We start from the raw sequence: 12,316 nt of genomic DNA, 5'->3' as shown, positions 1-12,316 counted from the left end.
TATAGTCCCCTTTTTCTATGGCATTGATGGTTTGTCTGCTGACGCCTACCAGATCCGCCAGTTCCTGTTGGGACAGGTCTTTTCCCGCTCTAGCGGATTTTAAACGGAGATTCTTCATTTTCTACCTCACTCTTCGTCATTCTTCATTCGATTCTTCAGGAGCATGAGAATCAGGGCAATGGCAAAAAAGATACTGAGAAGGAGAGGAACCATAAAACGGCTACTGAGCCTTCCGTCAATCCACATTTTATCAGGAGAGCTATTATCAACGATATGCATGATGTTCAGTACACTGTATAGAGCCCATACGGTAACACCCATTCTTTTATTTTTTTTACTGATAAGCCCCCAGAAGGCATCATGGAAAAGGCAGTATCCCATGAGGATTAGCCCCGAGAAAAGAAGAATGGCAAGAGGGATAATCCCGGCTTCCATATACTTTTCAATGGGCTCGGCAAAGGCAGCGTACAGCATGAGAAGCCCCATGGTGGTGAAAAAAGCGTATTGATAGCCCTTTCCACGGACGATTACCTGCCTTTCATCATAACAATCTTGTTTGTCCTTACTCAATCTGTTTCGAAAGAGAACTAGCAGTGTAACGGTAAAAAAACCTACAGCTATTCCTAAATTAAAATAATTCATCGAAAACTCCTTTCCTTGCTTTCTCACTTTTTTACGGAAAGCAATGTGTATTACAAAATGTCGTAAATAATTTACATAACCAATATACACCTTGTTTTTAATATGTCAAGTATATTTTACAAAAAGACATCAGATAGGAAACTATCTTTAGAAGTATCCGTCTTGATTTTCTTTACCGATCGTCCATTCTCCAAAAGTTCTGCTACAATGAAACTATTTAAGCAAAGGAACAGTACGAGTGAAGAACATAGGGCATTAATAAAGAAACAAAGTGAGGAGTAAGGAAGATGTTATTTTATTTTTCAGCTACCGGAAATACCAGGCATGTAGCAGAGAAAATTAAAGAGCCGCAGGAAGAAATGATATCCATTGAGGAAGCCTGCAAGGCAGAAAGCTATGAGTATACGGTTAAGGACGGAAGGTTTGGAATTTTAAGTCCCACCTATGATTGGGGACTGCCCAGCATTGTTTATGCGTTCTTGGAAAAGTTGAAGCTTTGATATGGAACAAAGCCCTACAGCTTTTATGTGGGGACCTTCGGAACGACAACGGGGGCAGACTCTTCGATTGCGGATAGCCTTTTAAAAGAAAAAGGTTTAGCCTTGGATGCGAAATTCGACATTCGTATGCCGGATACCTGGACTGTGATTTTTGACTTATCCAATGCCGAAAAGCTAAAAAACAGCTTAAAGCAGGCGGAAGAGGAAATCAATGAGCTTAAGGTATTACTTTCCGAAAAGAAAAAAGGAAAAGAGATGGATTTCACGGTGCCCGAATTTGTAGGAAGGGTGGCGAAAAAGCTTTATGACGGCAAAATGCGAAAGACCAGGAATCTTTCTGTGTCCGACGCCTGCATCGGCTGTACACTTTGCGCAAAGAAATGCCCGGTTCAGGCGATTGAAATGCAGAACAAAAAGCCGGTTTGGGTGAAGGAGGACTGCACCATGTGTCTGGGCTGTCTTCACCGTTGCCCGAAACATGCCATATATTACGGGAGCGGCAAGGCGACCAACGCCCATGGACAATATACATATCAAAAATACGCAGGAGAGAAGAGCATGTAAGCGCTTCTTTGTGCTTTGAGAAAAATTTTTTGCTGTCTAAACGTATTTCTCATACCGGCACTGTTCGACGACTTCTTTTCCCAAAAGCGTAATGGCTTTTTGGGGACAGGAACTTATGCAACGATAACACATGGTGCATTTTTCCAGATTGACGGCTTTGCCGTTTTGTATGCGTAGATTTCCCATGGGGCAGATGGAGGCACATAATCCGCATCCAATGCAGTCATCACTGATTTTGAGCTTTTTACTATACCCGGTGGTTTTATTATAAAACCATAATCTTTGTCCGAATAATCCTGCGAGATGAGCCGGAAAGCTTAAGCCTTCCCGGGGATATTTTCCGGTTTGTTTAATCGTGTTTGTTGCCTTTTCGATTTTTCTATCCGCTTCATGGATGATTCTTCGGTTTTCTTCTAAAGACTTTTTCAGTAATTTACTGTCACAAACCGCATCCGGCATACGAATCTGCAAACCGCCAAGGATAATTGCACCATATTTTTTTAAAACTCTGGCAAGACACCCTGTTCCATCACCGGAAAATGCTCCCATAGTGGTTATTAAAAATATCTTTTTCCCTTTCCAGACATCCTTATGCCGAAAGACAAAATCTCTTACCATAAATGGCACATTGGAAAATTGTGTCGGATAAGCAAGAATGATCTCATCATTTTTTCGGATGGCATCTATAGATTCTTTATCCTCAATGGGAACACATTTCGCATCGGAATCTAGTACAGTAAGAAATTTTTGGATGCAATGCCTTGTATTTCCTGTACCGCTTAAATATACCCCTATCATTTATACTCCTATATATTGTTTGGTCGAAAATCTGTTTTACTTCGTCCCCTATACATGAATTAAGTTGGAAATCAATTTTGCGTCGTCTCTTATACATGAATGGAGCTCAGAATCTGCTCGACTTCCGCCTCGAGATGATCCGTGTCTACAGCGCCTTTCATGTTTACGATAGAAGACAGCCCGTGCACCAGGGACCAGAGTGCAATTACTTTTGAATGGAGAATAGAAGTACTATCCCGATTCTCGGATTCCTCTTTCCATACTTTTTCTGCGGTATTTTTGAATAATACAAACGGCGGATAATTTTCTATATCAATATCTTCTATAGAAAATAAGAACCGGTAATACAGAGGATTTTCATAAAAAAAGAGGACGTAACTTTTTCCCAAATTGAAAAGAATTCTGGAAGGGTCGGAACAATCTTCCGTGGCTTTCACCAATGTCGAATAAAATCGATGATTCACATAATTACGAACTTCGGACAGAAAAGCCTCCTTATTTTTAAAATGGGCATACGGCGCGGCAGGACTGACGCCTGTAGAATCTGCCAGTTTACGCATAGAAAGGGCTTCCAGACCATATTGATCGATATAGGCCAGGCCTTTTTCTACTAATTCTTCTTTTAAATTCCCATGATGGTATGTATCGGCTTTCAAAGCATACTCCTTTTTTGCTTTAATCTATACACTGATTAGATGATAGCACTCAATCTAAACGATGTAAAGATGAAAAATGAAGGACAAGATAGAATCCAGCCTGTTCCGTCAGCCATTTTTTTGATAAAATCTACCCGAAGTGATTTTCCCTGTTGTAAATGCTGTATGGAGGAAAAGAAATGGACTATAGAACAGAACACGATTCCATGGGGGAAGTGCGGGTTCCGGTGGAAAAATACTGGGGGGCACAAACCCAGAGAAGCTTTGAGAACTTTAAAATAGGAACGGAGAAAATGCCCGCTGAGATTGTTCGTGCCTTTGCCATTTTAAAAAAGGCGGCGGCAATCGCCAATAACCGACTTGGCAAACTGGATGAAAGACGAAAAACTTTGATCTCCGGTGTATGTGATGAGATTTTAGAGGGGAAACTCAACGAGCATTTTCCCCTTGTGGTATGGCAGACCGGAAGCGGAACCCAGTTCAACATGAATGTGAACGAAGTCATTGCCAATCGGGGAAATGAAATGGCAGGAGAAAAGCTTTTGCATCCCAATGACCATGCCAACATGTCACAAAGCTCCAACGATACCTTCCCAACAGCCATGCATATCGCAGCAGCCTTGGAAATCGAGGAGAGACTTTTTCCCAGTCTTGACACCCTCATTCAATCATTTGAAAGACTTATGCAGGAAAATGAAGGCATTGTAAAAACAGGCCGGACTCACTTACAGGATGCCACCCCGATTAGCTTTTCTCAGGAAATCAGCGGTTGGAAAGTGATGCTGGAAAAATCGAAGGAGATGCTGCAATTAAGCCTTCCCGGACTTCGGGAGCTGGCTCTTGGGGGAACCGCGGTGGGAACGGGATTAAATGCCCCCAAAGGCTTCGATTTGGAGGTGGCCAAAGCGGTTTCTGAACTTACTAAAAAGGATTTTAAAACCGCAGCCAATAAATTTCATTCTCTTACTTCGAAGGATGAGATTGTTTTTGCCCACGGTGCATTGAAAGCCCTGGCGGCGAATCTTATGAAAATAGCCAATGACATCAGGTGGCTGGGTAGCGGACCAAGATGCGGTCTTGGAGAAATTTTCCTTCCTGAAAATGAGCCGGGAAGCTCCATTATGCCGGGAAAGGTCAATCCTACCCAATGCGAAGCGCTTACCATGGTTTCCGTTCAAGTCATGGCCAATGATGTGGCGGTGGGCATGGCGGCTTCTCAAGGGAATTTTGAGCTAAATGTATATATGCCGGTGTGCATCTACAACTTTTTGCAGTCCGTACGCCTGCTTTCCGATGCCATGCTGTCTTTTAATCGGAACTGTGTTGTAGGCATCAAGGCGAACAAGGAGAAAATGCAGGAAAACCTTCACCGTTCTCTTATGCTTGTAACCTGTTTGAATCCCTACATTGGCTACGAAAATGCGGCGAAGACAGCGAAGAAGGCTTTTCAGGAAAATATCTCTTTGAAAGAAGCCTGCCTACAGCTTGGCTTCTTGACGGAAGAGAAATTCGATGAAGTATTTCAACCGGAAAAAATGATATAAGAAAATAGAATAAAAGTACTCATCAAAGAAGAAGTGAAACAAGAAGAAAAGGTATTAAGAAGAAACGGTATTAAGAAGAAACGGTATTAAGAAGAAACGGTCTAAGAAGTGAAACAAGAAGAAGTGCTATAAGAAAAACGGTATAAGAAGAGATGATATAAAGTATGGAGGAAGAAAAAATGGACTATGCGAAGGAATCATTGAAACTGCATTATGAATTAAAGGGAAAGCTGGAAATTACACCGAGAGCCAAGGTGGATAGCAAAGAGGCTTTAAGTCTTGCTTATACCCCGGGCGTGGCGGAACCCTGCCTAGTGATCCAGAAGGATGTGGAGAAAAGCTATGAGCTGACCAGACGCTGGAATACGGTGGCGGTGGTAACGGACGGAACTGCGGTTTTAGGCTTGGGAGATATAGGGCCGGAGGCAGGCATGCCGGTTATGGAAGGAAAATGTGTGCTGTTTAAGGCATTTGGAGATGTGGATGCCATTCCGCTCTGCGTAAGAACGAAGGATGTGGAGGAAATTGTGAAAACGGTGAGCCTCCTTGCCGGAAGCTTTGGAGGAGTAAATCTGGAAGACATTTCCGCACCCCGTTGTTTTGAAATTGAGAAGAGACTAAAGGAAATTTGCGATATTCCTATTTTCCATGATGACCAGCATGGCACTGCGGTGGTCACTTTGGCAGGTCTGATTAATGCCTTAAAGCTTACCGGGAAAAAAATCGAAGAAGTGAAGATTGTGACCTCCGGAGCAGGAGCGGCAGGCATTGCCATTATCAAACTGCTCTTAAGCATGGGAGCAAAACATGTGATTATGACGGATAGGGAAGGTGCTATTTATAAGGGAAGAGAGAACTTAAATCCCATTAAGATGGAAATGGCAGAGGTTACCAATCTCTCCATGGAAAAGGGAAGTCTTTCTGATGTTATCAAAAATGCGGATGTCTTTATCGGTGTTTCCGCACCGGGAACCCTGAATAAGGATATGGTGAAGAGCATGGCGGAGAAGCCCATTATCTTTGCCTGTGCCAATCCTATTCCGGAAATATTCCCGGAAGATGCGAAGGAGGCCGGTGCTACAGTAGTATCTACAGGACGGTCGGATTTTCCCAACCAGATCAATAATGTACTATGCTTCCCGGGTATCTTTAGAGGAGCCCTTGATGTGCGGGCAAAGGATATCAATGATGAAATGAAGGTTGCCGCAGCCTACGCTATCGCAGGCCTTGTGAGCGATCAGGAATTAAATGCGGAGTACATTTTACCGGCAGCCTTTGATGAAAGAGTGAAAGATGCAGTGGCAAATGCCGTTGCGGAAGCTGCGAAGAAAAGCGGCGTTGCCAGAGTGTAAAACTAAACTGTAATGCCTAACTATAAAATTAAGCGGTAATAGCATTCTTGCAAAACAAGCTGTAATTTTGGATTGCTATAGGGCCGAATAGAAGAATAAATTTTATAGTGCAGAAGGGGCTGGAAAGAATAATATAGTTATAATTTGAATATAATCATGTCATTCTCTTGTTTTTCACAGCCCCTTTCTCCTATAAGTGGAAATATATTTTATAAACTAAGCTAAAAACTCTTTTCCATTTCTCATAAAGTCAATAAGGTTAATATGCTCAATACCGTTTCGCTGTTGAAGAATAGAGTCTGCAGTAACAACATATTTAGGATAATTGTCCTTAATGGCTTCGAGTGGTCGGTACTCACGGTCTTCGGTATCCTTTGATAATGCAATGGTATAAGCAACTTGAATGTAGGAATAACGCATCTCGTTATTTCTTAAGATGAAATCACATTCCAGCTTCCCTATTCTCCCGACAGCTACAGAATAGTCATGAGATTTTGCATATATATAGGTAATATTTTCAAGAACAGGACCAAAGTTAATTCTGTTGTCCGTGTTCTGAGCAAAATAAAAAGCGGTGTCAGCTAAATAGTATTTCTTTTCTCCACTTAAGGATTTTTTGGACTTCATATCAAACCTAGGGCATTCGCAAAGAATTTTCGCATCCAACAAGGCTTTAACATATCTTGCAATCGTGGCTTCGCTTATAGCTGTTCCATTTTGTTCAATGGCTTTTTTTAAGCTTTTTAGACTGGTTGTTGCGGCAAAGTTGTTGATGATGTATTTTTGGACTGTTTCAAATGTATTTTTATTACGGATTTTTAGCCTTCTTCTAATGTCTTTTTCAAAGATTTCCTCGATAACACTTTGAACATATCTACGCTTTGCGGCAATATTTTCCAGTTGTATTGTTCTGGGAAAACCGCCTTCAAGAATATAGTTTTGTAATTCTTCTTGTCGGTCGGAAGCAATTTTTTTTCCATAGAATTTTTTAATGCCTTCGTATTCCTCAAACGAAAGTGGGAACATCTCAAATTCAATATATCTTCCGGTTAGTTTTGTCATCAATTCTCCGCTTAGGAGATACGAATTTGAACCGGTAATAAAAATTGACCATTCATTAGACCTACGAAAGCTGTTAAGAATTAGTTCAAAGTCCTTTACATTTTGAATCTCATCAATAAAAAGATATTTTGTTCCACGCACTTTCGGAACTGATTCCAATAGCTGTTCCAATTGTTCCGGATTTGTAATTTTATGATAGTCCTTACTGTCCAAGTCGAAGAAATAAATATGATTACTAGGAATTCCGGACGATTTTAATTCGTTGGCAATTGTTTCCATAAGACAGGATTTACCACATCTTCGCACACCGGTGATTACTTTAATAATATCGGTTTCGTGATAAAAGTCACGAATCTTCTTAAGGTAGTTTTCACGAGGATACCAAGCCATATTATTCTTCCTTTCTAACTTATTAGTTCATAGTATATAATAGCAAATACAGTACGAAATATTAAAATTAACGTTGGCAGTTTTGTGAAAATGCAAAAAATGCTAACGTTAAATCCATAAAATCATTATATCAGAATATTCCCGTACCGGCATGTGTTATAGTAAAACAATTATAAGAAAGGAAAAATATGACTACAGAAGAAAAATTAAAGAAGTATCAGGACTGGCTGTTCAAATGTTCTGCCTATCAAATGGCCTTGAGCATCATTGGTATTGATAAGCAGACGGTGGCACCGGAGGCAGGGGCCAGCTATCGGGACGAGCGTTCCGCCTTTTTGGCAGGGGAGCTTTTTAGCTTGGAAACCGATCCGGAAATCGTGGCATTACTAAAGGATTTGCAGGAAGATTCTGAGGTGGACGCGGAAAATAAGCGGGCTATTCAGCTTTACTATAAGAAGGCGGAAGACACCCTTTGTATTCCGAAGGAGGAGTTTGTAGCTTTTAAAAAGCTTTGTGATGAGTCCTTTGATGCCTGGATTTTAGCAAAATCTAAGGCGGATTATTCTCTCTTTGCCCCTTATCTGAAAAAGGTAATTGAGAGCCAAAAGAAGCTTTACGGCTATCGAAAGAGTGATAAGAGTATTTATAATCAGATGCTGGATGACTTTGAGCCGGGGATGGATGAGGAAAAATATGATGCCTTCTTTGCCGCTTTAAAGGAAAGACTGGTACCGCTCATTCAGAAGGTCACAAAGGCGAAGCAGCTTCGGGAGGATTTTCTTACGCAGAGCTTCCCTGTGGAAGAACAGAAGAAGTTTATGGAAGGTCTTTTAGAGTATCTGCATTTTGATTCTTCCTGGGGCTATCAAAATGAATCCGAGCATCCCTTCACTTCTTGGACCTGTGAAAATGACTGCCGTACCACGACGAAATATCTCGAAAACAATGTGATTTCTGCCATTTTATCCACGGTGCATGAGGTAGGACATGCCTACTATGAGCATAATATTAACCCGAAGTATGACGGTATGATTTTATCCGAGGGAGTGTCTTCCGGTATGCATGAGTCCCAGTCCCGCCTTTGCGAAAATTATCTGGGAAGAACTTTGGCCTTTTGGAAATATCATTATCCTAGGCTTCAAAAGCATTTTCCAAAGCAACTGGGAGAGGTTTCTTTAGAGGAGTTTTACCAGGCTGTTAGCCGTTCCAAGCCGTCCTTTATCCGTACGGAAGCGGATGAATTGACCTATCCGTTGCATGTCCTTATTCGTTATGAAATTGAGAAGGGCTTATTTAACGGAAGCATTTCTACAGAGGGACTGGATAAAACCTGGAATGCAAAGTACAAGGAGTATTTGGGCGTGGATGTGCCAAATGATAAAGAGGGCATCTTACAGGATGTGCACTGGTCGGACGGAAGCTTCGGCTACTTCCCTACCTACGCTTTGGGAACAGCCTTTGCTGCCCAGTTTATGCAGGCTATGCGGAAGGATCTGGATGTAGAGAGGCTTTTGGGAAATAACCGTTTTGATGAAATCATGAATTGGTTGAAGGAGCATATCCATACCTATGGTTTCCGCTATGAGGCACCGGAGCTTATGAAAATGGTGACCGGGGAGGAGTTCAATGTAAACTATTTCTTGGAGTACATTGAGGAGAAATATACGAAACTGTATCAGCTGTAAGAGAAAGAAGGAAATCGTGGCACGCTTTATTGTTTTTGATGTGGAGACACCAAACCGAAAGAACAACCGCATGAGTGCGATCGGCATTACCGTTGTGGAAGAGGGAAAAATCAGTAAGGAATTCTATTCTTTAGTGAATCCCGAGGCGGACTTTGACTATTTCAATGTCAAGCTTACCGGAATCAGTAAGGCCAGTGTCAAGGATGCGCCCACCTTTCCGGAATTATGGCAGCAGATTGAGCCGCTTTTTTCCGACGGAATGCTGGTGGCCCACAATGCTTCTTTTGATATGAATGTGCTGAAAAATTGTCTTTTGGACTATGGCATTGACTGGAAGCCCTATGCCCGCTATCTTTGCACGGTGAAAATGGGCAGAAGCCTCTTTCCCGACAGGAGCCATAAGTTAAATATGGTCTGCGAGCATTTCGGAATTGCACTGGACCACCATCAGGCGGATAGTGACAGCCATGCCTGTGCGGAGATATTGCTTCGCTATCTGGAAGCCGGGGCAGAGGTGAAGGATTTTATTCGGACTTGCTCATTTAAGAAATAAGGAATATTAGAAATTTTGCAGGGAAGATATTATGAAAGACATTATCATTAAAGAAGCTCTATCGGAGGAGGCAAGAATAGCGTATGCATAGAGAAGATTTTACCTTGAGTGATTATAAACTAAGCTTATTTCGGGCGGAGAAAGCGGACCGTCCGCTGATTGTTTTTCACAGCTTTTCCGATGAGGGGGAGGCGGTGTATCAGGAGCTTCGGAAACAGAATGCGCCGGAGTGTAGTTTTCTATCAATCAGCATTCATGACTGGCAGAGGGAGATGTCTCCCTGGCCGGCTGCGGCGCTCTCGAAAGACGGAGAGTCTTTTTCCGGAGGCGCGGATGTATATTTGGAAAGCCTACTGTCCGCTATTTTACCTTGGGCTACGGAAAGAATTCACGGAAAGGCGAGTTTCATAGGCATAGCCGGATATTCTCTGGCGGGATTATTTGCCTTGTATGCCTTGTATAAGACGGATGTCTTTACCCGTGTGGCCAGTATGTCGGGCTCTCTGTGGTTTCCGGGGATTAAGGAATTTTGCAAAGAAAATACGATGAAAAGCTTGCCGGAAAAGCTGTATTTATCCATTGGAGATCAAGAGTCTAAAACGAGACATCCTATTTTAAAAACCATGCAAGAAAATACGGAAGAGCTGCTCGAGTATTTTAGGAGCTTGGGGATTCCCTGCAAATATGAACTGAACCCGGGAAAGCATTTTCAAGATGTGAATCTCCGCTGTGCAGAAGGAATTTTGGAGCTTTTGCGATAAAAATGGATGCAGGGGATTATGGGGATTCCGGCTGCTTTATCGCTCGAAATGTACTGAGAACTTTGAGCGAGAGATACATCTTGCCTGCTAGGGTAAAGGCGGGAAAAGCAAGGACATACGATAGAAAAGCAGGAGTAGAGGAGGGAAAATGTTAAATAGTAAAGGTTTTGATTTATGGGCGGATGATTACGATAAATCAGTCGGGGTATCGGAAGAAGAGAATCGTTATCCCTTTGCAGGGTACAAGAGGATTCTGGGAGATATTTACAAAATCATAATGGAAAAGCCTAATGCAGTGGTTTTGGACCTCGGGTTCGGGACAGGTACATTAACCACAAGACTATATGAGAACGGATGCACTATTTACGGACAAGATTTTTCCTCAAGAATGATAGAGCTTGCGCGTGAGAAGATGCCGGGTGCACATCTTTATGAGGGGGATTTTTTAAAGGGCTTAGCGGATGAACTGAAGCAAGAGTCCTTTGATTTTATTATTGCGACGTATTCTATTCATCACTTAACGGATGCACAAAAGACTGTTTTGATAAAAGATTTGCTTGCACATCTTAAAGATGGCGGAAAGATTCTAATTGGAGATGTCGCTTTTTCAAATCGCAAGGAATTAGATCAATGCAAAAAAGAATATGCGGATGAGTGGGATAATGATGAAATCTATTGCGTTGCGGATGAACTAAGAACAGAATTTCCGAATCTGATTTTTGAGAAGAAGACATTCTGCTCCGGCATACTGATATTAGCAGGAGAAAATTTTGTCTTATAAGAAACCATTGGCCTTGAGGTAAGTTAGAGATGTCTGTGACAAGTTTTATTCATGTAAACAAAGTGGAAAATAATGATTTTGATTTAGAAATATTCAATAGGGAAATCAAAAAGAAGTATCCGGGGACAGAGATAGAGCAGAGTAACAGTGCGTCATTTTCCTATGATATTTGTTGGGAAAATTATGAGGAGTCTTATCAGTTTACCCTACGAATGGATAAAAAAAGAACAACCTTTGCCATAGAGTATTTTAATTCCGAGAATAGAATGAGGGATTATGCAAGCTTTATTGTATGGCTAAGCCTGTTTTTTAATCAAGAACAGGAATTGATTTTATGTGATGAAAATAATGAGGATACACTGATGCTTTCTGCGAATACCTCCGTGGAAGATATTGAGGAGTGGTTAGGACAATTAGGGCTATAAGGATGGGAGATAGAGATGGATTTTAATAAGATGATTCCGGAATTATCGGTTTTTGATATTAATAAAACAAAAAAATTCTATAGCAGATTAGGATTCAAAATAGAATACGAACGCAATGATGAAAGGTTTGTTTTCATGTCTTTTCAAGGAAGTCAGTTTATGTTTGAACAAATTCATGATGATGGGTGGAACACAGGCGAATTAAGTTATCCCTTGGGAAGAGGTATAAATTTTTCAATAGCAGTCGAAGATGTTGAAGGAATTTATAAATTAGTGAAAACTCTAAATTTTGAAATATATAGAGAACTAACAAGAAATCAATATCAAGTTAATGGTGCAGAAGAAACACAAATTGAGTTCTTAATACAAGATCCCAATGGATATTTATTAAGATTTACAAATTGATAAATGCCAATTTGTTGAACTTAGCAAGGTATAAGTTTCTATGAGATGAAACCTATAAAACTTGTACAGATATTGTAGGGTAGGAAAAGAACTCTTCCTCTATACTAAAATAAACCGAAAGAAAGGAGGAATCGAAATGAATATTATCAAGTCGTTTAACAATACGATTGATTATCTTGAAACAGTTCTTGATGATGA

General features: G+C 41.1%; 14 protein-coding genes and 1 pseudogene. 10 read left to right on the top strand and 5 right to left on the bottom strand.

The genetic code is table 11. From position 1 onward, the window contains the following. Positions 1-118: helix-turn-helix transcriptional regulator (locus RYL27_RS08455; protein ID WP_314966536.1), on the bottom strand; the 118-nt coding region annotated here is incomplete at its 3' end. Positions 119-126: 8 nt separating this feature from the next. Beyond that, positions 127-642: a hypothetical protein gene (locus RYL27_RS08450; protein ID WP_304070900.1), complete on the bottom strand. Its 516-nt coding sequence runs from the start codon at positions 640-642 to the stop codon at positions 127-129. Positions 643-929: 287 nt separating this feature from the next. On the opposite strand from RYL27_RS08450, the gene RYL27_RS08445 reads away from it, so the two are divergent. Continuing rightward, the gene (locus RYL27_RS08445; RefSeq protein ID WP_314329169.1) at positions 930-1,142 is read left to right on the top strand and encodes a hypothetical protein; all 213 of its coding nucleotides are present in this window, start codon (positions 930-932) and stop codon (positions 1,140-1,142) included. 21 nt (positions 1,143-1,163) lie between these two features. Then, a pseudogene (locus tag RYL27_RS08440) lies at positions 1,164-1,706 on the top strand (EFR1 family ferrodoxin); the annotation flags it as partial. A gap of 36 nt (positions 1,707-1,742) precedes the next feature. Here the strand turns inward: RYL27_RS08440 and RYL27_RS08435 are convergent. Continuing rightward, positions 1,743-2,504 (bottom strand): EFR1 family ferrodoxin, encoded by a 762-nt coding sequence (locus RYL27_RS08435; protein WP_314329171.1) that lies wholly within the window; start codon positions 2,502-2,504, stop codon positions 1,743-1,745. Between the two features lie 89 nt (positions 2,505-2,593). After that, a complete protein-coding gene (locus RYL27_RS08430) occupies positions 2,594-3,160 on the bottom strand; it encodes a TetR/AcrR family transcriptional regulator (protein ID WP_304070893.1) in 567 nt (188 codons plus the stop codon). A 179-nt stretch (positions 3,161-3,339) separates the two neighbouring features. Between RYL27_RS08430 and fumC the strand changes: the two genes are divergently transcribed. Together fumC and RYL27_RS08420 are read left to right on the top strand one after the other, a co-directional pair. Then, positions 3,340-4,704, top strand: a complete 1,365-nt coding sequence (fumC, locus tag RYL27_RS08425) for a class II fumarate hydratase (protein ID WP_314329174.1) — start codon at positions 3,340-3,342, stop codon at positions 4,702-4,704. A 179-nt stretch (positions 4,705-4,883) separates the two neighbouring features. Next, on the top strand, positions 4,884-6,056 hold the full coding sequence (locus RYL27_RS08420; protein WP_314966534.1) for an NAD(P)-dependent malic enzyme: 1,173 nt from the start codon (positions 4,884-4,886) through the stop codon (positions 6,054-6,056). 216 nt (positions 6,057-6,272) lie between these two features. Here RYL27_RS08420 and RYL27_RS08415 read toward each other — a convergent pair whose 3' ends face one another. Next, on the bottom strand, positions 6,273-7,508 hold the full coding sequence (locus RYL27_RS08415; protein WP_314966530.1) for an ATP-binding protein: 1,236 nt from the start codon (positions 7,506-7,508) through the stop codon (positions 6,273-6,275). 188 nt (positions 7,509-7,696) lie between these two features. Between RYL27_RS08415 and RYL27_RS08410 the strand changes: the two genes are divergently transcribed. The 6 genes from RYL27_RS08410 (at position 7,697) to RYL27_RS08385 (ending at position 12,118) form a co-directional block, all read left to right on the top strand. Beyond that, positions 7,697-9,193 (top strand): carboxypeptidase M32, encoded by a 1,497-nt coding sequence (locus tag RYL27_RS08410; protein ID WP_314966528.1) that lies wholly within the window; start codon positions 7,697-7,699, stop codon positions 9,191-9,193. Positions 9,194-9,209: 16 nt separating this feature from the next. After that, positions 9,210-9,746, top strand: a complete 537-nt coding sequence (locus tag RYL27_RS08405) for a 3'-5' exonuclease (protein ID WP_314966527.1) — start codon at positions 9,210-9,212, stop codon at positions 9,744-9,746. An 83-nt stretch (positions 9,747-9,829) separates the two neighbouring features. Further along, entirely contained in the window at positions 9,830-10,507 is a 678-nt protein-coding gene (locus RYL27_RS08400; RefSeq protein ID WP_314966526.1) for an alpha/beta hydrolase, read from the top strand. Between the two features lie 148 nt (positions 10,508-10,655). Continuing rightward, positions 10,656-11,288, top strand: coding sequence for a class I SAM-dependent methyltransferase (locus RYL27_RS08395; RefSeq protein WP_314966525.1), 633 nt, complete (start codon positions 10,656-10,658; stop codon positions 11,286-11,288). Between the two features lie 29 nt (positions 11,289-11,317). After that, positions 11,318-11,713 carry a hypothetical protein gene (locus RYL27_RS08390; protein WP_314966523.1) on the top strand — a complete coding sequence of 132 codons (396 nt, stop codon included), beginning with the start codon at positions 11,318-11,320 and terminating at the stop codon, positions 11,711-11,713. 15 nt (positions 11,714-11,728) lie between these two features. Continuing rightward, the gene (locus RYL27_RS08385; RefSeq protein WP_007157256.1) at positions 11,729-12,118 is read left to right on the top strand and encodes a bleomycin resistance protein; all 390 of its coding nucleotides are present in this window, start codon (positions 11,729-11,731) and stop codon (positions 12,116-12,118) included. The last annotated feature ends 198 nt before the right edge of the window (positions 12,119-12,316 follow it).

This window comes from Oribacterium sinus, assembly GCF_963537195.1.
In the GTDB taxonomy this organism is placed as follows: domain Bacteria; phylum Bacillota; class Clostridia; order Lachnospirales; family Lachnospiraceae; genus Oribacterium; species Oribacterium sinus_A.
The sequence above is the reverse complement of the archived record's forward strand: the minus strand, read 5'-3'. Positions and strand labels throughout refer to the sequence as shown.

What these genes read in the sequence shown, in the direction of transcription:
- RYL27_RS08450 (WP_304070900.1), bottom strand. Translation starts at nt 642, where the DNA reads ATGAATTATTTTAATTTAGGAATAGCTGTAGGTTTTTTTACCGTTACA.
- RYL27_RS08445 (WP_314329169.1), top strand. Translation starts at nt 930, where the DNA reads ATGTTATTTTATTTTTCAGCTACCGGAAATACCAGGCATGTAGCAGAG.
- RYL27_RS08435 (WP_314329171.1), bottom strand. Translation starts at nt 2,504, where the DNA reads ATGATAGGGGTATATTTAAGCGGTACAGGAAATACAAGGCATTGCATC.
- fumC (WP_314329174.1), top strand. Translation starts at nt 3,340, where the DNA reads ATGGACTATAGAACAGAACACGATTCCATGGGGGAAGTGCGGGTTCCG.
- RYL27_RS08420 (WP_314966534.1), top strand. Translation starts at nt 4,884, where the DNA reads ATGGACTATGCGAAGGAATCATTGAAACTGCATTATGAATTAAAGGGA.
- RYL27_RS08415 (WP_314966530.1), bottom strand. Translation starts at nt 7,508, where the DNA reads ATGGCTTGGTATCCTCGTGAAAACTACCTTAAGAAGATTCGTGACTTT.
- RYL27_RS08410 (WP_314966528.1), top strand. Translation starts at nt 7,697, where the DNA reads ATGACTACAGAAGAAAAATTAAAGAAGTATCAGGACTGGCTGTTCAAA.
- RYL27_RS08400 (WP_314966526.1), top strand. Translation starts at nt 9,830, where the DNA reads ATGCATAGAGAAGATTTTACCTTGAGTGATTATAAACTAAGCTTATTT.
- RYL27_RS08395 (WP_314966525.1), top strand. Translation starts at nt 10,656, where the DNA reads ATGTTAAATAGTAAAGGTTTTGATTTATGGGCGGATGATTACGATAAA.
- RYL27_RS08390 (WP_314966523.1), top strand. Translation starts at nt 11,318, where the DNA reads ATGTCTGTGACAAGTTTTATTCATGTAAACAAAGTGGAAAATAATGAT.
- RYL27_RS08385 (WP_007157256.1), top strand. Translation starts at nt 11,729, where the DNA reads ATGGATTTTAATAAGATGATTCCGGAATTATCGGTTTTTGATATTAAT.